Origin of the sequence: Microbacterium sp. CFBP 13617 (assembly GCF_014839445.1) — a bacterium.
GTDB lineage: Bacteria > Actinomycetota > Actinomycetes > Actinomycetales > Microbacteriaceae > Microbacterium.
This window is the reverse complement of the sequence record NZ_JACYNW010000001.1, coordinates 176655-198078: the sequence shown is the minus strand read 5'-3', so window position 1 is coordinate 198078 and position 21424 is coordinate 176655. Positions and strand designations below refer to the sequence as shown.

General features: G+C 72.5%; 17 protein-coding genes. 9 read left to right on the top strand and 8 right to left on the bottom strand.

All coding sequences use genetic code 11. From position 1 onward, the window contains the following. Positions 1–181: 181 nt before the first annotated feature. From hpxO to IFU40_RS00840, 4 genes are all read right to left on the bottom strand, one after another. Entirely contained in the window at positions 182–1366 is a 1185-nt protein-coding gene (gene hpxO, locus IFU40_RS00855) for an FAD-dependent urate hydroxylase HpxO (RefSeq protein ID WP_191925052.1), read from the bottom strand. Between the two features lie 8 nt (positions 1367–1374). Then, complete coding sequence (gene uraH / locus IFU40_RS00850; protein WP_055935447.1) at positions 1375–1695, bottom strand: hydroxyisourate hydrolase; 321 nt, start codon at positions 1693–1695, stop codon at positions 1375–1377. Continuing rightward, positions 1692–2219, bottom strand: coding sequence for a 2-oxo-4-hydroxy-4-carboxy-5-ureidoimidazoline decarboxylase (gene uraD, locus IFU40_RS00845; protein WP_070408754.1), 528 nt, complete (start codon positions 2217–2219; stop codon positions 1692–1694). Before uraD ends, uraH begins: the two co-directional genes overlap by 4 nt. A gap of 193 nt (positions 2220–2412) precedes the next feature. Next, complete coding sequence (locus IFU40_RS00840; RefSeq protein WP_249404015.1) at positions 2413–3072, bottom strand: helix-turn-helix domain-containing protein; 660 nt, start codon at positions 3070–3072, stop codon at positions 2413–2415. A 159-nt stretch (positions 3073–3231) separates the two neighbouring features. Between IFU40_RS00840 and IFU40_RS00835 the strand changes: the two genes are divergently transcribed. From IFU40_RS00835 to IFU40_RS00800, 8 genes are all read left to right on the top strand, one after another. Next, positions 3232–5004, top strand: coding sequence for an NCS1 family nucleobase:cation symporter-1 (locus IFU40_RS00835; RefSeq protein ID WP_191925051.1), 1773 nt, complete (start codon positions 3232–3234; stop codon positions 5002–5004). Continuing rightward, positions 5001–5879 carry an aspartate/glutamate racemase family protein gene (locus IFU40_RS00830; RefSeq protein ID WP_342343452.1) on the top strand — a complete coding sequence of 293 codons (879 nt, stop codon included), beginning with the start codon at positions 5001–5003 and terminating at the stop codon, positions 5877–5879. The genes IFU40_RS00835 and IFU40_RS00830 overlap by 4 nt, the downstream gene beginning before the upstream one ends. A gap of 51 nt (positions 5880–5930) precedes the next feature. Further along, a complete protein-coding gene (gene allB / locus IFU40_RS00825; protein WP_191925050.1) occupies positions 5931–7265 on the top strand; it encodes an allantoinase AllB in 1335 nt (444 codons plus the stop codon). A 101-nt stretch (positions 7266–7366) separates the two neighbouring features. Beyond that, positions 7367–8521: an acetamidase/formamidase family protein gene (locus IFU40_RS00820; RefSeq protein ID WP_191925530.1), complete on the top strand. Its 1155-nt coding sequence runs from the start codon at positions 7367–7369 to the stop codon at positions 8519–8521. A gap of 163 nt (positions 8522–8684) precedes the next feature. Then, the gene (locus IFU40_RS00815; RefSeq protein WP_191925049.1) at positions 8685–10424 is read left to right on the top strand and encodes an AtzH-like domain-containing protein; all 1740 of its coding nucleotides are present in this window, start codon (positions 8685–8687) and stop codon (positions 10422–10424) included. 256 nt (positions 10425–10680) lie between these two features. Then, positions 10681–11868: a pyridoxal-phosphate-dependent aminotransferase family protein gene (locus IFU40_RS00810; RefSeq protein WP_181016019.1), complete on the top strand. Its 1188-nt coding sequence runs from the start codon at positions 10681–10683 to the stop codon at positions 11866–11868. Between the two features lie 76 nt (positions 11869–11944). After that, positions 11945–13228 carry an allantoate amidohydrolase gene (locus IFU40_RS00805; protein WP_191925048.1) on the top strand — a complete coding sequence of 428 codons (1284 nt, stop codon included), beginning with the start codon at positions 11945–11947 and terminating at the stop codon, positions 13226–13228. 126 nt (positions 13229–13354) lie between these two features. Next, the gene (locus tag IFU40_RS00800) at positions 13355–14212 is read left to right on the top strand and encodes a PhzF family phenazine biosynthesis protein (RefSeq protein WP_191925047.1); all 858 of its coding nucleotides are present in this window, start codon (positions 13355–13357) and stop codon (positions 14210–14212) included. Positions 14213–14447: 235 nt separating this feature from the next. Here IFU40_RS00800 and IFU40_RS17125 read toward each other — a convergent pair whose 3' ends face one another. The 3 genes from IFU40_RS17125 to IFU40_RS00785 all read right to left on the bottom strand — a co-directional run bounded on the left by IFU40_RS17125 (position 14448) and on the right by IFU40_RS00785 (position 18910). Beyond that, a complete protein-coding gene (locus IFU40_RS17125; RefSeq protein ID WP_191925046.1) occupies positions 14448–17393 on the bottom strand; it encodes a molybdopterin cofactor-binding domain-containing protein in 2946 nt (981 codons plus the stop codon). A 67-nt stretch (positions 17394–17460) separates the two neighbouring features. Beyond that, positions 17461–18294 (bottom strand): FAD binding domain-containing protein, encoded by an 834-nt coding sequence (locus IFU40_RS00790; RefSeq protein ID WP_191925045.1) that lies wholly within the window; start codon positions 18292–18294, stop codon positions 17461–17463. 1 nt (position 18295) lies between these two features. Next, on the bottom strand, positions 18296–18910 hold the full coding sequence (locus tag IFU40_RS00785) for a pyridoxine/pyridoxamine 5'-phosphate oxidase (RefSeq protein WP_070408746.1): 615 nt from the start codon (positions 18908–18910) through the stop codon (positions 18296–18298). Positions 18911–19017: 107 nt separating this feature from the next. On the opposite strand from IFU40_RS00785, the gene IFU40_RS00780 reads away from it, so the two are divergent. Beyond that, on the top strand, positions 19018–20040 hold the full coding sequence (locus IFU40_RS00780) for a methylenetetrahydrofolate reductase C-terminal domain-containing protein (RefSeq protein ID WP_191925044.1): 1023 nt from the start codon (positions 19018–19020) through the stop codon (positions 20038–20040). A 388-nt stretch (positions 20041–20428) separates the two neighbouring features. Here the strand turns inward: IFU40_RS00780 and IFU40_RS00775 are convergent, their stop codons facing one another. Further along, on the bottom strand, positions 20429–21424 hold the full coding sequence (locus IFU40_RS00775) for an antibiotic biosynthesis monooxygenase (RefSeq protein WP_191925043.1): 996 nt from the start codon (positions 21422–21424) through the stop codon (positions 20429–20431).

Here is a 21424-nt window from a genome sequence, read left to right as displayed (position 1 = left end):
GCTTTCGGTGGACGGTGTCCCCGAAACGGCTGCCTGCGCGGCTCCCAGGCCGCCGAAAGTGGAACGAGGGTGCGGGCGTCGGCGGCGGATCGACGTCCCGCTTTCGGTGGATCGTGTCCCAGAAACGGCTGCCTGCGCGCCTCCCAGGCCGCCGAAAGTGGGACGAGGTTCGTGGCGAGGCTCAGCCCAGCACGCTCGCCCCGAGTTCCACCGGGCTGCCCTCGATGTTGCCGACGATGCCGCGGATGACGCCCGTGCCGTCCTCACGGCGCAGTCCGTCATACCAGGCCTGGGTCGCGTCGACGTCGAAGGCGTGCGTCTCGTGCGCGCGCTTGCGGGCGCGCAGCACCAGGTCGCCCGCCCGCTCGGTGCGGATGCGCTCGTACCGCTTCAACGCGTCTTCGACGCCGAGGGTCGAGGTCGCGAACACGATGCCCAGGGCGAAGCTGTCTTCCAGGGCCGAGCAGGCGCCCTGACCGATGTCGGGGGCGGTGTTGTGCGCCGCGTCGCCGAGGATGGCAACGCGACCGCGCACCCAGGTGTCGAACGGGTCGATGTCCCAGATCTCCACGCGGTTCAGGGACTCGTCGGGGTCGATGCCGTCGAGAAGCGCGCGCACCCCGGGGGCGCCCCACGAGCCGAACGCGGCCTCGAGAGCCGACATGCGGTCTTCGACCACGCCCGAAGGCCCGGGCACATCGACGAAGAAGTAGAAGCGGTCGCCCGCGACGGGCATGACGGCACACCGTTTGCCGTCGCCGACGTAGGTCGTCCACTGGTCGAGGGGCCCGATGCGCTCGTCGGCGGCGACGAGGCCGTTGTAGTTGACGTAGCCGGAGTACGTGCGTTCGGGGCGGATGCCGGTGGGCTCGGTGACGTAGTCCCGCACGAGCGAGCGTGCTCCGTCGGCGCCGATGAGCAGGTCGGCGGTGTCGGTCGTCCCGTCGGCGAACGTGGCCGTCACCGTCTCGCCGTCGTCGGACACCCCGACCAGCTGACGGCCGAGATGGATGTTCGCGGGTCCGACGGCATCCATCATCAGCTGCTGCAGGTCGGCGCGCGCGACCGGGTACGGACGCTGACCGGTCTGGGTGGTGACGGGGGCGAGGCTGAAGCGGCAGAGCTCGTCTCCGGTGTGGCCGTCGTAGTAGGCCATGTCGTCCATCTGCCCGCCGAGGGCGGCGACCTGGGGTCCGAGGCCGAGCCAGTTGAGCACCTTGACGCCGTTGGACCACAGCGACAGGGCTGCTCCGACCGGGCGGTTCTCGCGCATCCGGTCGTAGACGACGACGTCGTGGCCGAGCTTCTGCAGGGCGAGGGCGGCCGAGGTGCCGCCGACGCCCGCGCCGATGACGATGACTCTCATGGTGCTCCTCAGCTGCCGCGGTAGGTCGAGTAGGCGAACGGGCTCAACAGCAGCGGCACGTGCAGGTGCGCGTCGCCCGCGACGGTGAACGCGACGCTCGCCACGGGGTGGAACGACGCGACACCCCGGGCGCGGAAGTACGCGCCGGTGGCGAAGGTCAGGCTGTAGTCGCCGTCGTCGAGGCGGTCGGGCCCGAGGGCGAGGCGGCCGTCGGCGTCGGTCTCGGCCGCGTCGATCGTCGCGCCGTCGAGATGGGCCAGCGTCACGGCGACGCCCGCGGCGGGGGTGCCCGCCGTGGCATCCAGGATGTGGGTGGTGAGGTGGCTCATTCGGCGGCCTCCGGTTCGGCGGGGGCGTCGTCGGCGAAGGTCGTGCGCAGGCGCAGCAGGGCGATCTCGGCGAGTTGGCGCGTGGCTTCGATGGTCTCGCCATCGGGGTCGTTGCCGAGGCGGCGTTCGAGTTCGGCCCGCAGCTCGCCCGGGGTGCGGCCGGCGGCGCGGATGAGGAAGACGCGGCCGAAGCGCTGCTCGTACGCAGTGTTGCCGGCGGCGATCGCGGCGACGTCGTCATCGGCGGCGGCGGCCATCGAGCCCTGTTCGCGCCGGGATGCCGCGGCCTCGGCGCCGTCGCCCGAGACGTTCGCGCCGATGCGGGGGTGGGCGTGCAGGGCGGCCTCGAGGTCGGCGGGCGACCAGGCGGCGGCGAGGTCCGCGGCGTAGGCGGCGAGGGCGTCGACGCTCGCGTACGGGCGGCCGTCGACGACGGCGTCGACCCAGCCGGGCACGTCGGCCCAGACGCGGACGACCGCCGTGGCATCCGCGTCGTCGAGGGCATGGAAGTCGTGCAGGTGCATGTCGGCCAGGTTAGGGGTGCTGCGTTACGGGGCTGTGGCGCGATGTGTCGGCGATGTTGCTGTGGGGAACATTCCGGTGGCGGAGGCGCGGGCCGGACGCCCCACTGCGGGGCGCGTTCCGTGCACCGGGGCGCGCAACGACCGCCCCGGTGCACGCATCGCGCCCCGAACCCGACCCGGCCGCGCGGCGGACTCAGCCGTGCACGATCAGCCAGTGCGCCACGGCATCCGCGTCGCCGGTGTTGTGCAGGCGGTGGGGGACCGAGCAGGGGTAGCTGATCGCGTCGCCGGCGCGCAGGATCACGCGCTCGGCTTCGAAGTCGATGGTGAGCTCGCCCGCCACGACCGTGCCGACCTCGTACCCCTCGTGATGGAAGAGGCCGTCGGCGCCGTGGGCGGCGGCTCCCGGCGGGTAAATGGATTCGAAGTAGTCGATGCCCGGTGACGAACCGGGGGTGAGGCGGCGGAACGACACCCCGCTGTCGAGCACGATGTCGGGCGTCTGCCCCGCGCGCTGCAGCGTGAATCCCGAGGGGCCGGCGGGTTCGACGGGCCGGTCGGATGCCGGGTCGAAGGCCGCCACGAGCGGAACCCCGAGGGCGTCGGTGATGGCGATGAGGCGCGAGACGCTCGGCTGCATCACTCCCCGCTCGATCTGCGAGACGGCGCTGGGGGAGATGCCGAGGGTCTTCGCGAGGGCGCGTGCGGAGATGCCGCGGGACTGGCGCAGGTCGCGGATGCGTCCGCCGACGGATGCCTCGGCGGGTACTCTCGCGTCCGTCGTGGTCGCGACGTCGGTGCGGGCGGCGGTGGGCGTGGCGCGGGCGTCGTCAATGGCGGCGGGCTGCGTCATGCCCCGAGTCTAAGGACGCCTCGCTCGTGAAGACCTGACTTCACATGTCTGTTACACGAGTGAAACCCAGCGCACGATGTGAACCCATAACTTCACATCAGAGCTCCACTCCGGCCGCGGACTCCACGTCGTGGCATCCATCGTCCTGAGAGGAATGACATGACCACGACGCCGCTCACCGGTCCCCACGATCTCGTGGAGGCCGCTGGCCACCCCCACGGCGGGGGCAACATGAAGCCGCACTACGACGACCGACTCGCCAACGAGGATCTCGCCCCGCTGCGAAAGCAGAAGTGGTCGAGCTACAACATCTTCGCTTTCTGGATGAGCGACGTGCACTCCGTCGGCGGCTACGTCACCGCGGGCTCGCTCTTCGCGCTCGGGCTGCAGTCGTGGCAGGTGCTGGTGGCGCTGATCGCCGGCATCGTCATCGTGCAGATCTTCGCCAACCTGGTCGCCAAGCCCAGCCAGAAGACGGGCGTGCCCTACCCCGTGATCAACCGCGTGGTGTTCGGCATCCGGGGCGCGAACATCCCCGCGATCATCCGCGGCCTCATCGCCATCGCCTGGTACGGCGTGCAGACGTTCCTCGCGGCCGAGTCGCTGAACATCGTGTTCCTGAAGTTCATCCCCGGCTCCGCGGCCCTGCTCGACGTGTCGTTCGCGGGTCTGTCTGCCCTGGGCTGGATCTCGTACGGCATTCTGTGGACGGCGCAGTTCCTGCTGTTCTGGAACGGCATGGAGGTCATCCGCCGCTTCATCGACTGGGCGGGACCGGCGGTCTACCTCGTGATGATCGTGCTCGCCGTGTATCTCGTGTCGCAGGCCGGCATCCAGAACATCTCGTTCACCCTCTCGACGACCCAGCTCGACTTCTGGGCCTCGATCCCCGTGATGTTCGCCGCGGTCGCGCTCGTGGTGTCGTACTTCTCGGGCCCGATGCTGAACTTCGGCGACTTCGCCCGCTACGGCAAGAGCTTCGCCGCGGTGAAGAAGGGCAACTTCTGGGGTCTGCCGATCAACTTCCTCTTCTTCTCGCTGCTGACCGTCATCACCGCCTCGGCGACCGTGCCGGTGTTCGGCTCGCTCATCACCGACCCGATCGCGACGGTCGAGCGCATCGACACCCCCTTCGCGATCCTCCTCGGCGGCCTGACCTTCGTCACCGCCACGGTGGGCATCAACATCGTCGCCAACTTCATCTCGCCCGCGTTCGACTTCTCCAACGTCGCCCCGAAGAAGATCTCGTGGCGCGCGGGTGGCATGATCGCCGCCGTCGGTTCGACGTTCCTCATGCCCTGGAACTGGTACTCCAACGCCGACGCCATCCACTACTCGCTCGGCGTGCTGGGCGCGCTGATCGGCCCGCTCTTCGGCATCCTGATCGCCGGGTACTACATCGCCGCCCGCCAGCGCGTGAAGGTCGACGCGATGTTCACGATGGACACCGCCGGCCCCTATTGGTACCGCAACGGCTTCAACCCGAACGCGGTCAAGGCGGTCATCGCCGCGGGTGTCCCGACGGTCGCGATCGCGATCTTCCCGAAGCTGTTCGCCGATCTGGCCCTCTTCAACGTCTCGTGGATCAGCGACTACAGCTGGTTCATCGGCTGCGGCCTGGGCTACGTGCTGTTCCTGCTGTTCGAGCGCCGCGACCCCCGCATCCCGACGTTCGAGGGCGAGACGGAGGGCATCTCCGACGGCACCGTCGACGCGGTCGCCGAGGTCGCGGCATCCGAGGCTCCGGTGCTCGCGCAGACGGTTCCGGATGCCGGGACCGCAGCGTCGGCGTCGGGTGTGGTGCTCGCGCAGAACGCTGCGGCCGCGCCGGACTCGGCGCCGGTGCTCGCGAACGAGGTTCCGGATGCCGCGACCCCCGCGTCAGCGCTCCGGCGACCGACCGCCGGCCCCTCCCGCGAGGCGCTCGCGTGAGGATCCTGCTGATCAACCCCAACACCTCCCGGGCGATGACCGAGAAGATCGCCGACGCCGCCCGGGAGGTGGCGGGACCCGACGTGCTCATCGAGGCCGTGTGCCCCGCCACCGGAGCCGAGGCGATCGAGAGCCACATCGACGAGATCGCGGCGGCGGCGGCCGTCGTCGAGGCGATCGCGGCCGATCGCGACGGCCACGACCCGGCCGACGCGTACGTCATCGCGTGCTTCGGCGACCCGGGCCTCGACGCGGCGCGCGAGATCGTAGAAGTCCCGGTGGTCGGCATCGCCGAGGCGGCGATGCACCTGGCGGCGGTGTCGGGTCGGCATTTCGGGGTCGTGACCACACTCAGCCGCACGCTGGGCCGTGCCGAAGACCTCGTCGCCCGGTACGGCATGGAGCGCGCCTGCGTGTCCCTGGCGGCGACCGGCATCCCAGTGCTCGACCTCGAGGACACGGGATCCGAGGCGGTCACGACCATCGAGCGGTACGGGGCGCGCGCCGCGGCCGCCGGCGCCGACGTCATCGTGCTCGGCTGCGCCGGCATGGCCGATCTCTGCGCCGAGCTCACGGCGCGCATCGGGGTGCCGGTCGTCGACGGCGTCGCGGCGGCGGTGGGCATGGCATCCGGGATGGTGCGCATGGGGCTGGGAACCAGCAAGCGCGATGAGTACGCGCGGCCGCCGCGGGAGCCCCGCCCCGCGGGGGTGTCGGGTGGCGCGGGCGGCCGCGAACGGGGCGCGTTCCATGCACCGGGGCGGTCCGTGGAGGCCCCGGTGCACGGCGAGCGCCCCGGTATGGCGGCGGACGGCGCGGCGGGGTCGGTCCGCGCCCCTTCTCCCCACGCGGGCGATTTCGCGGTTTTCGCATGAATGTTGATGACGGTTACATTCAGGAAATGCGGGGCGCCTAGCGTGAACGACATGAGCACACGGATCGCCGCCCGACGGATCTACCTCGACGGCGCCTTCAGCCCCGCCACCGTCGTGATCGACGACGGTCTGATCACCGCCGTCGAGGCCTTCGACGCCGCCGCCGTCACCGTGCTGCCCGGCGACGCGGTGCTGCTGCCCGGGCTCGTCGACTCGCACGTGCATCTCGACGAACCGGGCCGCACCGAGTGGGAGGGGTTCGCGACGGGCACCGCCGCCGCGGCGGCCGGTGGGGTCACGACGGTGGTCGACATGCCGCTGAACAGCCTGCCCGTCACCACCACCCCCAAGGCTTTGGATGCCAAGCGCGCGGCCGCGGCGGGAAAGCTCGCCGTCGATGTGGCGTACTGGGGCGGCGCCGTCCCCGAGAATCTCGGATCGCTGCGCACGCTCTCCGAGGCCGGCGTCGTCGGGTTCAAGTGCTTCCTGTCGCCGAGCGGCATCGACGAGTTCGGACACCTCGACACCGACCAGCTCGAGCGGTGCCTCGCCGAACTCGCCGAGTTCGACGGCCTGCTCATCGTGCACGCCGAAGACCCCGCGCACCTGCACCCCGATGGCGCACTCGGGCCCCGCTACAGCGACTTCGAGGCCAGTCGCCCCCCGCTCAGCGAACGGGCCGCGATCCGCCGGGTGATCGACGCCGCACGCCGCACGGGCGCCCGCGCGCACATCGTGCACGTCTCCGACGGCGGCGCGCTCGACGACGTGCGGGCGGCGAAGGCCGAGGGCGTGCGCCTCACGGTCGAGACGTGTCCGCACTACCTGACCCTCGAGGCCGAAGACGTGCCCGACGGTGCGGGGGCGTTCAAGTGCTGCCCGCCGATCCGCGGCGGCGCCAATCGCGACCTGCTGTGGGCGGGGGTCATCGACGGCACCATCGACGCGATCGTCAGCGACCATTCGCCGTCCACCGTCGAGCTGAAGGGCAATCCCGACTTCGGCCTCGCCTGGGGCGGCATCGCGGGGCTGCAGACCGGCCTGTCGGCCGTGCACACCACCGCCCGCGAGCGCGGGCTGGCCTTCGAGAGCCTTCTGCCATTGCTCACGACGGGCCCCGCGCGCATCGCGGGCCTCGAAGGGCTCGGCGTCATCGAACCGGGAGCGCCGGCTCACCTCGTCGCCTTCGCTCCCGACGAGACCTTCGTGGTCGATGCCGCGGCGCTGGAGTACCGCAACCCCGTGACGCCGTGGCACGGCAAGACCCTCACCGGCGTCGTACGCGAGACCTGGCTGCGCGGCGAGTCGGTGTACCGCCGCGGTGCCGCCGTGACCGAGCGTGAGGGCCGCGAGATCCTGCACACCCCCGCGGCGGTGGAGGCGTGAGCGCCCCCGCGGCCGGGGTCCCCGCCGCGACCCGTGCTGCGGCCGGGGCCTACGCCGGGGCCAGGGTTCAGGCCGAAGTCCCTGAGCCTGTCGAGGCGACCGTGCCCGGTGCCGCGTCGCCGGTGCCCATCCTCCAGCCCGGCGTCGGCGCCGTCCCCGGCGACCACTACCTCCGCGCCACCCCCGACACCGTGCTGTGGGGGCGCCTGCCGTGCGCGGGCGACACCGCCGTGCTCGAGATCGCGTCGGGTGCCAGCGTCACGTTCGACACCGTCAGCCACGAGGGCATCCTCGACGACCAGGGCAAAGACCCGGCCGCCTACTTCGCGGCACACGGTGTTCCGCGGGAGCAGGTGCTCGACGACGCCGTCGAGATCGCGGCATCCGTCTCGCGCGATGCGATGGCCGACGGACCCCACGTCGTCGTCGGTCCCGTGCACGTGCGCGATGCCCATCCCGGCGACCTGCTCAAGATCACCGTCGAGACGCTCGTTCCGCGGGTGCCCTACGGCGTCATCTCGAACCGCCACGGCAAGGGTGCGCTCGTGGGCGAGCTGCCGCGCGGCGAGCACAACGTCAGCGTCTTCGCCGCCGTCGCCGAACGCGACGGCATCCTGCACGGCACGCTCCCCGTCGTCGAGGGCGGCGACCCGGTCGTCGCGTTCCCCCTCGCGCCGTTCCTCGGAACGATGGGGGTCGCCGTCGCCGGTTCGGACCGACCCCACTCGGTGCCGCCGGGCACGCACGGCGGCAACATCGACATCAACCTCCTCGTCGAGGGGACGATCCTCTACCTCCCCGTGCAGGTCGAGGGGGCGCTCGCGTACGTCGGCGACCCGCACTTCGCCCAGGGCGACGGCGAGGTCGCGCTCACCGCGCTCGAAGCATCGCTGCGTGCCACGCTGCGCTTCGAGGTGATTCCCGCGGTCGCGGCCCGCGCAGCGTTCGGCGAGGTCGCAGGTCCCCTCGTGCGCACGCCCGACTACCTCGTGCCGACGGGGATGGATCCCGACCTCGATGCGGCCATGCGCGCCTGCGTGCGCTCGTCGCTCGCGCTCCTGCGCGGCCGCTGGGGCATGGACGAGCACCTGGGCTACGCCTACCTGAGCGCGGCAACCGACTTCGACATCTCGCAGGTGGTCGACATCGTCTCGGGCGTGCACGCGCGCATCCGCGAGGCCGACTTCGCGGGTGTCCCGGCCGTCGAGCCCGAGCCCCTGGCATCCCGCCCCATCCCCGACGGAGGCACCGCATGACCCCCGCACTGGCCGCCGCACTCGCTCGCGTCGAGTCCGCCCTCGACCCCACCCTCGAGCCCGCGGAGGGTCGAGTGTCCATCACACGCCGTGAGGCGCCGCCCCGGAACGGCGTGTCTCGGACACTCGACGGGCGCGACAACAGAGGGCGCGGGGTCGCACGATGACGGATGCCAGCAACCCGGCCACCGGAACCGGCGACGCCGGCACCGCGCCCGCCGCCCGGACGGCCGAGATCGCGCCCGGAGCCGCCGTGCCGGCCACTCGCCCGACCGAGACCGCGCCCGGAGCCGACGGCGCCCCGCCCCTCCCCGCCGACCTCCGTGCGGCCTTCGACGCGTACGAGCGCGCGATCGTCGCGAACGACCTCGACGCCCTCGACGCGTTCTTCGCGTCCGGCCCCGACACCCTCCGCGGTGATACGGCGGGGCTCCTGATCGGTCACGACGCGATCAGCGGTTTCCGCTCGCTTCGCGGCGGCGTCCCTCCGCGCGACATCGCCGAGATCCACTACCGGCCGCTCTCGTCCGCGACCGAGGGGGAGAGCACCGATGGCGACGCCGCCCTGCTGATGTCGGTCTCGCGCTTCGTCGGCGGTGGGCGCGGCCTGCAGACGCAGGTGTGGCAGCGGATCGACGGACGCTGGCTCATCACCGCCGCGCATGTCACCCCGCGTACCCCGGCGCTCGACCGCACGATCTGGCGCAGCGTCGGCGATCCGTTCTTGCAGGGCGCGTGGGAGGGGCCGCTGGCGGGGCTCACGGTCGCGGTCAAAGACCTCTTCGCGATCGCCGGGTTCCGCATCGGTGCCGGAAACCCGACCTTCCTCGAAGAGGCGCGCCCCGAGAAGGCCACGGCTCCCGCGGTCGCGGACCTGCTGCGGGGTGGTGCGTCGCTTCGCGGGATCGCCCGCACCGACGAGTTCGCCTACTCGATCGCCGGAGACAACGCGCACTACGGCACCCCGCCCAACGGTGCCGTCGTCGGCGCGCTCCCGGGGGGATCGTCGAGCGGACCGGCGTCGGCGGTCGCCTCGGGACACGCCGACATCGGCCTCGCCACCGACACCGCGGGTTCCATCCGTGTGCCGGCGTCGTACCAGGGCCTGTGGGGTCTGCGCACGACCCACGACCTCGTTCCCCGCCAGGGGATGCTGCCGCTCGCGCAGTCCTTCGACACCGTCGGGTGGCTCACCCGCGACGGTGCGACGCTGCAGAAGGTGGCCGACTGGTGCCTCAGCTACGACGGCTCCGACTCGACCGAGAACGTCTACGGAGCTTCGGGTGCCGACCTGCCGTGGCGCTTCCTCGTGCCCGAAGAGATCCTCGACCACGTCGAACCCGCCACCCGCGCGGCGTTCTCCCGCCTGTTGGCCGCGCTCGCGGCATCCGATGATCCGCCCCCGTTCCGGGCCGTGCACACGGGCGATCTCGATGCCACGTTCACGGCGTTCCGCACGGTGCAGGGCGCCGAGGCATGGCGCAATGACGGCGACTGGCTGCGCGCGCATCCCGGCGCCGTCGGCCCGGCCGTGGCCGAACGTTTCGAGATCGCGTCGCGCATCACGCCCCAGGCCGAGGCGGGGGCGCGCGCCGACCTCGAGCCCCTCGCCGAGCACCTCGCCGAGCTGGTCGGCGACGCCGTGCTGATCTTCCCCACGGTGCCGGGCCCCGCCCCGCTGCGCACGGCCGACGTCGAGGCCGTCCGCGCCGCGACGCTGCGCATGACGGCCCCGGCGGCGGTGGCGGGGCTGCCCGCCGTCTCGGTGCCGTTGCTGACGCTGCCGACATCGGCCGGTCCGGCGCCGGTCGGTGTCTGCCTGGTCTCGCGCGCCGGCACCGACATCGCCCTCGTGCGCCTCGCGCGTCGGCTCGCCGCCCTGGTGGGCGTGGGCACGTCGTGAGGGTGCGGATGCGGTTCCGGGACGGCGAGCCCTCCCGTGCGAAACTCCTGAGAAAACGCGTCGCGTTCAGCACCCGACCCCATGACGACGGGGCGCGAACCGCGGGCGCCGTCGGAAACTCAGGAGTTCTGCGCGGCGCGTCCCTCCGCTCCAGCCCCTCCCGCTCCCATCGCCCCCGTCCCTCCCGCTCCCGCACCATGGAGACCTCGTGAACACCCAGATCCCCGGCCCGATCGACCCGCCCGCGCGTCTGCTGATGGGCCCCGGGCCCATCTCGGCCTACCCCAGCGTGCTGCGCGCGATGGGTGCGCCGCTCGTGGGCCAGTACGACCCCTTCATGACAGCGACCATGACCGAGACGCAGGATCTGTATCGGCAGGTCTGGGGCACCGACAACGACGCCACCGTGCTCATCGACGGCACGAGCCGCGCGGGCATCGAGGCCGCGATGATCTCGCTGATCCGTCCCGGGGACCGGGTGCTGGTGCCCGTGTTCGGGCGCTTCGGCCACCTGCTCGCCGAGATCGCCGAGCGCGCGCTGGCCGAGGTGCACACGATCGAGGTGCCGTGGGGGCAGGTGTTCCCGGTCTCGACCATCCGCGAGGCGATCGAGCGGGTGAAGCCGCACCTGGTGGCCTGCGTGCAGGGCGACACCTCGACGACCATGCTGCAGCCCCTCGACGAGATCGGCGAGATCTGCCGCGCCCACGGCGCCCTCTTCTACACCGACGCGACCGCCTCGCTCGGCGGCAACGCCTTCGAGATGGATGCCTGGGGGCTGGATGCCGCCACCGCCGGGCTGCAGAAATGCCTCGGGGGCCCCTCGGGGTCGGCACCGCTCAGCCTGTCCGATCGCGCGGTCGAGATCGTGCGGTCCCGCGCGCGCGTCGAAGCCGGGATCCGCGAGGAGGGCGATGCCGTGGCCTCCGACTTCATCCGCTCGAACTACTTCGACCTGGCGATGATCCTCGACTACTGGGGCCCGCGGCGCCTCAACCACCACACCGAGGCCACGACCATGCTCTACGGGGCGCGGGAGTGCGCGCGCGTGCTGCTGCTCGAGGGCCGGGACGCCGTGATCGAGCGGCACGCCCTGCACGGCGCCGCGATGCTCGCCGGTGTCGAGGGCCTCGGGCTCACCGTGTTCGGTGACGTTGCCCACAAGATGACCAACGTCGTGGCGGTCGAGATTCCCGATGCCGTCGTCGGCGACGCCGTGCGCAGCGAGCTGCTGAGCGACTTCGGCATCGAGATCGGCACGTCGTTCGGCCCGCTGCACGGGCGCGTCTGGCGCATCGGCACGATGGGCTACAACGCCCGTACCGATGCGGTGCTCACCACCCTCGCCGCCCTCGAGGCGGTGCTGCGTCGACACGGGGCAGCGGTGCCCGCGGGCGGCGGTGTCGAGGCGGCGCAGGGCGTGTACGCGGGGGCGGTGGCGTGAGCCGCGCTCTCGTCCCCGGTGCGGCCGTCGTGCTCGGCCGCGGTCGCCGCGGCCCTCGTTCGCGCGGAGAGCGATCGTGACCGCCGCCACGCGCCTCGCCGTCGATCCCGCGCACATCGACGCGGCCGCCCGGCGCGTCATGGGGCGGTGCGAAGAACTGGCGCGCATCACCGCAACGCCCGGCAGCATCACGCGCGTCTACCTCTCGCCCGAGCACGCTCGCGTCAACCGCCTCGCGGCCGAGTGGATGCGCGAGCTCGGCATGACGACGCGACAGGACGCGGTGGGCAACCAGGTCGGCCGACTCGCCCCCGCGGGGGCGCCCGACGCCCCGGCGCTGTTGATGGGCTCGCACCTCGACACCGTGCCCGACGCCGGCCGTTTCGACGGCATCGTCGGCGTGCTGATGGCCCTCGAGGTCGTGCGGCTCGTGCGACGCATCGACGACGACGGCGTGGCATCCAGTCCCTTCCCGTTCGCTCTCGAGGTCGTCGCGTTCTCCGACGAGGAGGGCACGCGCTTCGGCAAGGCGCTGCTGGGGTCGTCGGCGGTGGCCGGCCAGTGGGATGCCTCGTGGTGGGAGCTGACCGACGCCGACGGAGTCACCCTGCGCGACGCGTTCCGCGACTTCGGTCTCGACCCCGGCCGTATCGGCGAGGCCGCCCGCGAGCCCGACCACCTCGTCGCCTACCTCGAAGCCCACATCGAGCAGGGACCCGAACTCCACCGCGCCGGACAGGCGCTCGCGGCGGTGTCGTCGATCGCGTCGGCGCGGCGCTTCCAGCTCGTCGTCGAGGGCGAGGCCCGGCACGCCGGCGGCACGCCCTACGACCTGCGTCGCGACGCGCTGCTCGGCGCGAGCGAAGCCGCCCTGGCGGTCGAGCGCATCTGCCGCGGCGAGCACCACATCGTCGGCACCGTCGGACAGCTCGAGGCGTTCCCCGGCGCGGTGAACGTCGTGCCCGGTGAGGCGCACCTCTCGCTCGACCTGCGCGGTGAGTTCGACACCACCCGCGACAACACGTGGAACGCGATCTCGGCCGAATTGGATGCCATCATGGGCCGCCGCGGCCTGCGGTGGAGCGCCCGCGAGGTGCACAGTGCGCCCGCGGTGTTCTGTGCCCCGCTGCTGCAGGACGTCGTGCGCGCGGGCATCGGCGGTGAGGCCCCCACCCTCTTCAGCCGCGCGGGGCACGACGCCATGGCGATCGGCGCCATCACCGACGTCGGCATGCTGTTCCTGCGCAATCCCGACGGCATCAGCCACCACCCCGACGAGGCGGTCGCGGGCGGCGATGTGGCGGTGGGGATCCGCGCGCTCGCCGAGGCGGTGCTGCACCTGGGGGCGGAGCCCCGCTGAGGCGGTACGGCGATCGCGTGCGCGGCAAACGTCACCCGACGTGCGGCGTCCCCGGAGTGCGGCGACCGATCCACTCACCCTGGATTGGCTGTCAGACGATCGCCGGTCCTGCACGAGAATCGTGGCATGACCGACACCCCCGGCATCCTGCAGTTGCTCGCCTTCGCGGCCGAACCCGGGGGCGGCAACCCCGCGGGTGTGGTCCTGGACGCGACCTCCCTCGACGACGCGCAGATGCAGCGCATCGCGGCTGATCTCGGCCACCCCGAGACGGCGTTCGTGACCGCGCGCGAGGGCGACCGCGTCGCCGTGCGGTACTTCTCGCCCGACGACGAAGTGCCCTTCTGCGGACACGCCACCATTGCGACGGCGGTCGCGCTCGCCGAGATCGAGGGCGCCGGCAGCTACGTCTTCGACACCGCCGCGGGCGCGGTCGACGTGGTCACCGAGCGCGACGCCGAGGGCGCCCTGGTCGCCGGTTTCACCAGCGTCGAGCCGCGGGTCATCGACCTGGAACCCGAGGTGGCCGACCGCCTGCTCGGCCTGATGGGCCTGACCCACGACGACCTGGACGAGCGGATGCCGCTGGCGCAGTCCTTCGCCGGCAACCTGCACCCGGTCGTCGCGGTGACCGCGCGCGAGGTGTTCGACACGTTCACCTTCGACCCCGGTGCGATGCGGGAACTCCTCGACGAACGCGGATGGAAGGGCACCGCCATCGTGGTGCACGTCGCGGGCGGTCTCGCCGACGGCCTCGTCGCCGAGGCCCGCAACCTCTTCCCCGTCGGCGACATCACCGAAGACCCCGCCACCGGCTCCGCCGCCGCCTCGCTGGGGGCGTATCTGCGCGACCGCGTCGGCGTTCCCGCTCCGTTCGGCTTCACGGTGCGGCAGGGGCGGCACATCGGCCGGCCGAGCGTGCTGAGCGTCGACGTCCCGGCATCCGGCGGCATCGTCGTGCGGGGCGGAGCGACGCCGCTCTGACCGCCGGACGCGGCCGCGGCGGTCGCGGGCGGCGGCCGAGGAGCGACGCCTCAAATTGGGGCGGCAACGGTGCAGCGGGGCGGGTCAAGGACGCCCCACTGCACAATGCGCGCCCCGAACCCCGCAAGCGCGCGCCACGCTGACCCTGCCCCGACGGCGAGCCCCCGTGTCCCACTTCGTGCAGGTTCCGGGGGCGTGAGTCGCACGAAGTGGGACACGCCGCATTCGGCCCCGCTCAGGCCCCGCCCGCCAACCTCCACACCCGGTCACGCGAGAACGGCAGCTCGTACCCCCGGCGTCCCAGGGCGCGCGAGACCGCGTTGCCGATGGCGGCGCCGACCGGGTTGTAGGGCGATTCGCTCATCGACTTGGCCCCGAACGGCCCCAGACTGTCGTCGGTTTCGGCGAAGTACACCTCGGTGTCGGGCACGTCGGCGAACTGCGGTACGCGGTACGTGCGGAACGCCGGGTTCTGCACGACGCCGTCCTTGAGCATCACCTCTTCGTACAGCGCGCCGCCCAGCGCTTGAGCGGCGCCGCCCTCAATCTGCCCGCGGCACTGCGCCGGGTTGATGACCACGCCCGCGTCGGCGGTCTGGATCGACTGCAGCACGGCCACCGTGCCCGTCTCGGGGTCGACGGCCACCCGCACGGCGTGCACGTTGAACGCGAGCGAGCGCAGGTCGCCGAACTCCGCGCCGTCGGCCGTGAGGCCCGCGGCGTCGACGTGGTCGGCGGGGGCGGCCGCGATGATCCGCTCCCACGTGACGACCTCGTTCGCGACGCGGACCCCGGATGCCGTGAACTCCACGTCGTCGACCGTCTCGGCCGCGGCGGACTCCCCGCCCGCGAGCTCGGTCGCGAGGGCGATCATGCGGCGGCGGAGCGCGGTGCACGCGCCGTGCAGGGCCTTGCCGGCCACGACGGTTCCGGCCGAGGCGAAGGCGCCCGTGTCGTGGCGCACCGCGTCGGTGTCGGCGGCCCACAGCTCGAGACGCTCGGGAGCCGCGTCGAGCACGGTCGCGGCGATCTGCCGGTGCACCGTGGAGGTGCCGTTGCCGAACTCGGCGGTACCGACGCGCAGCAGGTAGGTGCCGTCGGGCCGCAGCGTCGCCGTGGTGTGGGCGATGTGTCCGCGCGGGGCCATCGTCGCGATCATCGCGGCGGCCATGCCCTCGCCGACGACCCAGCCCGCGGGGGCCTCGACGCCGTTGCCGCGACGCAGGGCGTTCTGCGCGAGGTCGAGACACTGGTCGAGGCCGTAACTGCCCCAGATCAGGTCTTCCTCGTACTTCTCATCGTCGTCGGGGTGCAGCCGGTCGCCCTCCTTCACCGCGTTGATACGGCGCAGGTCGAACGGGTCGATGTCGAGCCGCTCCGCGAGCGCGTCGAGCGCCGACTCGACGGCGAAGACCACCTGCCCGAGGCCGTATCCGCGGAACGCCCCCGACGGCGGGTTGTTCGTGTACACGGCCTCGGCGTCGATCCACTTCACCGGGACGCGGTACAGCGTCGTCGACTCGGCGCACGAGTGGAACAGCACGCCGATCGCGTGGTTGCCGTACGCGCCGGTGTCGCTCAGCACGTCGAGCTTCATCGCGGTGAGTGTGCCCCCGGCATCCGCCCCCAAGCTCACGCGGACGCGCATCGGATGCCGGAGGGACGCCCGCACGAACTGGTCGGTGCGCGAGAACTCGTACGCGACGGGCCGGCCGAGTCTCAGCACGGCGAGGGCCGTGAGGTCTTCGGTGAACAGCTCCTGCTTGCCGCCGAAGCCGCCGCCGACACGGGTGGCGTAGACGCGCACGCGGTGCGGCTCGAGGCCGAAGATGTGCGCGAGCTCGTTGCGGGCGAGGAACGGCACCTGGGTCGACGAGCGCACGACGAGGCGCCCCTCGTCGTCGAGCCATCCGACTGAGCCGTGCGTCTCGAGCGCGGCGTGCGTGACGCGCGACGAGCTCCATTCGCCGGTCACGGTCGTGTGGCTCGCGGCGAGGGCGGCGTCGATGTCGCCGCCGTGCCCGGTGTGGAAGCCCGCGACGACGTTGCGTTCGGCCGCCATCACGCGCTCCGCGGGCGTGCGGTCGGGGTGCAGCAGCGGAGCGCCGGGGCTCCGCGCCTCGTCGGGGTCGAAGACGGCGGGCAAGACGTCGTAGTCGATGCGGACGGCCCGGCACCCGGCATCCGCCGCTTCCGCCGTCTCGGCGACGACCGCGACGACGCGCTGGCCGACGTGGCGCACGACGTCGTCGAGCATGCGGGTGTCGTCGGGGTCATCGGTGCGGTGCTCGTGGCGTCCGGTGGAGTAGCGCACCTCGGGGACGTCGGCGTGGGTGAACACGGCGACGACGCCGGGCACGGCGAGGGCGGCGGCGGTGTCGATGGAACGCACGCGCGCGTGGGCGTGGGGCGAGGTGACGACGCGCAGGATCAACGGCGGGCCGCCCGGCACGGGCTCGTCGAACGTGAAGGGTTCGCGGCCCTGCACGATCCGACGCGCCGCTTCGGGGACGACCGAGGTGCCGATGCGTCCCGCTGCCGCGGCGTCGACCCCCGGCTCGGCGTGGGCGTCACGCGGCGAGGTCGCGCCGTGTCCCGCGCACGGTCCGGCACCGGTCGCGGGGGCGCACGAGTCCTGCGCATGCGGCTGCGCCAGCGATCCCGGCACGGTCGGCGACGGTACAGCCGGAGTCGTGCACGTCGACCGCGGCGCACGCGTCTCGGCGACCCCACCCGTCTCGCGCACGGGACCCAGCACCGACGCCCGGATCGCTTCGCGGATCGGACGGTACCCCGTGCACCGGCACAGGTTGCCCTTCATCCGGCGGTCGAGGTCGGGGAGGTCGTCGGGGGTGAGCGTGGATGCCGTGACACTCATCCCCGGAGTGCAGAACCCGCACTGGAAACCGAAGCCGGCGGCCAGTGCCTCTTGCACCGGGTGGAGCTCGTCGCCGGGGGCGAGCCCCGCCGCCGTCGTGATCGCCCGGCCCTCCAACCGCACGGCCGGCACGATGCACGAGTGCGTGGGTGTGCCGTCGAGCAGCACCGAACAGGCGCCGCAGTCACCCGCGTCGCAGCCCTTCTTCACCTCGACGTGGCCCGTCTCGCGCAGCAGCGTGCGCGCGCTCTGCCCCGGGCGGGGATCGGCCTCGACCGTCGCCCCGTTGACTTCGAATCTCACGCGCGGCCCCTCCGTCGAGCGATCGAAACCGTGACGGTCGTGCGACGCGCGGGCAACGCCCGGGCCCTCACGCGGCACCCGCCTGCAGATCCCGCGACAACGCCGTCCGCAGACGCTCGGCGAGCACGACGCTGACCCCGCGCCGCCAGTCGGCGCTGCCGAGCGGGTCGGTGTAGAAATCGGGGGCGGAGGCCACGGCATCCCGCAGCTCTCCGGCGCCGGGCAGGCGGCCGAAGCGCAGCACGCGCGGTCGACGCACCGCGGCGGTCACGACGAACACGGCCGCCCCGTCGGGGTCGACGCGGGCCGTGACGACGGCGCCCGAGCGCCCGAGCTCGGCCAGGGCGATCTTCTGCAGCCCGACCCGCGAGCGCAGTGCGTGCGCGGGAACGTCGAGGGCGCGCACGACCTCGCCCGGTGCGAGCGAGGTGGCGGCGTTGTCGATGACGAGGTCGGCCACGGCGATCACGCGCTCGCCGCCGTCGGGCGTCCACACCAGGGCCGTGGCATCCAGGGTCGAGAGCAGGGCGATCATGGCCCCCGCCGCGAACGCCTGGCACACGTTGCCGCCGACGGTCGCGGTGTTCCAGATCTTGAACGAGGCGAGAAGTGCGTCGGCGGACGGGCGGGCGAGGGCGAGCGAGGTCCACTCGAGCGGAGCCTCGTGCTCGGCCCACGCGAGCAAGCGCGCGATCGTGCAGGTCGCGCCGATGCGCAGGCCCTCGGCGGTGATCTCGAGGTCGGGCCAGTCGAGGGTCGTGAGGTCGACGAAGCCGGTGGTGCCGGGCTGCGGCTCACTCATGATCCAGGTGCCGCCCGCGATGACGGCCTCGCCGGGGGCGAGGGCGAGGTCGGCGCGCGTGCGGGCGGGGCGGTACGAGGTGACGGTGGTGATGTCCATGTCAGCCCGCCAGGATCCGGCCCGACCAACGGCCGTCGTCGAGCGTGTAGTGCTGCCGGGTGCTCTGGCCGAGGGGATCGCCGCGCCAGAACGTGAGGGTGAGGGGACGCAGACGGAATCCCACCCAGCGCGCAGGCGGCTCGAGCTGGGGGTGCGCCTCGTCGAACTCGGCCCAGAGATGCCGGCGGGCATCCGCGGGGAGGTGGGCGTTCTCGCGCGTGTTCACCCAGGCCAGCAGCTGCAGGTACCGCGAGCGCTGGGCGTACACCGTGGCGGCCTCGGCGGGCGTCACGCGCTCGACGATCCCGCGCACGACGAGCTGTCGACCGAGCTCGGGCCACGCGACCGCCATCGCGGCGACGGGGTTCGCGCCGATCTCGGCGACCTTCGCGCTGGCGGCGTCGGTGTGGAACGTCAGCCCCGCGGCATCCCGGTCGCTGATGAGCACGTGCCGCAGCGACGGGAGGCCGTCGAGGCCGAGGGTCGAGAGGGCGGCGAGTGGACGCAGCTCGCTGTCGTGGGGAGGAAGCCACTGCACCATCAACGCGAGCGGATCCTCGACGAGCGCGTCGGTGTCGTCGACGTCGAAACCGAACGTGGTGCCGGCCGTGATCATGGGTCCTCCGGGAGGCTGCGGGTATCGCCGAGCGTAGGCATCGCGCATTTCGGCGATGTTGCCGCCATGAACATTCGTGGAAACACGCGCTCCGTACACTCCCCGCCATGACCTCGCTGCCCCTCATCGACGCGTGTCCCAAGCGCATGGAGTACGGCCCGTGCGGCGGTGTCGGCTTTCACGGTTCGTGCGAGATCGACGCGGATCACCGCTGCGCGTTCCTGCACCGCCCGACCGTCCCCTGGACCGGCATCGACCGATCGACGGTGCCCGCTCCCGCCCCGCGCACCGCCGGAGCCCTCGCGACGCTGGACGCTCTCGGCACGCGGCCGTGGGTCGTGGCCGATCTTCCCGCGCGGGCGTTGAGCGTGGCATCCATCGACGCGTGTGCCGCCGTGCTCGCCGGAGAAGTGGATGCCGTCCTCGCCGGCGACGCGGGGAGCGCCCGCGTGCAGTTCCCACCCGCGTACCGCGCGTCGCTGGTGCAGCGCCGGGGGCTGCGCGTCTGGACCGGGCTGAACATGCGCGACCGCAACCGCGTCGCGATCGAGGGGGAGCTGGCGGCGCTGGCCGTCGAAGGGGTGGCCGGGGTGCACTGCGTCACCGGCGACCACACCGAGACCGGGCATCGACCCGATGCCGCGCCCGTGTTCGACCTCGACTCGACCGAGGCGACGGCCCTCGCGCGTGCCGCCGGGCACGTGGTGTCGGTCGCCGCGTCTCCGGCCGCGCCGCCCGTCGAACGCCGGGCCGCCCGGCTGCACGAGAAGCTCCGGGCGGGTGCCGACGTGTGCTTCGTGAACCACGCCGGTGGGGCGGCGCCCGTGCGCCGGTTCATCGACGAGGTCTCCGCCGAGGCGATGTACATCCCGTGCGTGCCGGTGGTGGTCGATCACGCGTCCGCCGCCCTGCTGGAGTCGTTCACCACGCTCGTGCTACCCGAGGACTTCCTCTCACGGGTGCGAGACGCCCACGACCCGCGGGCCGAGGGCATCGCCCTGGCCGTGGCGCTCGCGGAGGAGATGCTGGCGCTCCCCGGCGTCGTGGGGGTCAATCTCTCGGGCGGTCGCGAGGGTGCCGAGGAGTCGTTCGCCGAGGCGATGGCCGAGGTGTCCCGGCGGCTGCGCTGACGCGCTCGTCCGCCGGCGGCACGTCGTCGCGCGCGTCGCCGCGCCCGCGCCGCCGCGCCCGCGCCGCCGCTTCGCCGCCGAGCGCGCTTCGCCGCTGCGCCCCGGGCGACACATCTCTGTTGAGTGTCCAGGACACGCCGCGCCGACGCGCAGCGATGCGGCGTGTTCTGGACACTCAACGCCTGGGGGCGGGGCGCGGCGCCGTCGCGCGGTCCGGTGGCACTTCGTCGTCGAGCGTGCCGGCGCGGCCGCGCCGCCGTGCCGAGCGCATCGCCCCGGCGACACCCCTCTGTCGAGTGTCCAGGACACGCCGCGCCGACGCGCTGCGATGCGGCGTGTCCCGGACACTCAACAAGGGGGTCGGCGCGGGGGAGACGCGGGGGAGGGGCTAGGCCGCGAGCGACAGCAACCAGGCGTAGAGCGCCATCGATGCGCCGTAGACGACGATCAGGATGCCGAACCCGAGGAGTTGCGCGCGCCAGCCCGGCTTCGGCTTCAGCCACCAGGCGAACATCTTGAACACCCGGGGCATCACGAACCAGCCGAGAAGCTGCGTGCTGACGAAGTTGCCGACGAACAGCGACAACCAGAACGGGATGGCGTGGGGTCCGTCGAAGAGGGGGGTGCTGACGAAGTAGCCCCACCCGAACACGATCGGATACAGCGCCGCCAGCACGAGCAGGTTGTTCTTCATGACCGACTCGCGCGCGGTCTCGCCCCTGGGCGTCCAGAAGTCGAAGCCGAAGCTCGACGTGGCGACAGCGAGGTCGGCGTTGAACCGTTCACCCTCGCGGAGCAGACGTTTCCGCTCGGGCGAGTCGATCCAGACCGCGAGATTGTCGGCCGAGTCGAACGTGAGGATGACGACCCACTCGTCTTGGACACCCGGCACGGGTCGCTGGATGCGGTGCCCTCGAAAGCCCCGGAACTGCGCCTCGGTGTCGGAGATGCGTTTCTGCCACGCCAGGTAGTCCTGCTCGAGCGCCGCGGGAACGGTGGACGAGATGAGCACCGAGACCTCGTCGCCGTGCGTCGGGTCCTCCCGGAACAGCGTCACTTCCTCGTCGAGCACCTGCACGTCGGCGATCTGCGCGTAGAGCGAACGCCGAGCGGGGCCGTCGAGCCAGGCGCGCGCCGAGGCGGCATCGGTGAAGCGCTGCACGAGCGTCCAGTCGCCTCGCGCGTCGGTCGGCGTGATCACGGTGCTGCCGAGGTACCCGGGCGTGCCCGCGAGCGACCGACCCGATTGCTCGACCCACCCCTCGAAGGCCTCGACGTCGTGCGCCGCGACCTTCCGGTGGGTCACCAGCGTGACGGCGGTGTCGTCGGCGCCCGACACCTCCCCGGCGACCGGTCGGCCGTCGGTGACGGCGAGGCGCTCCAC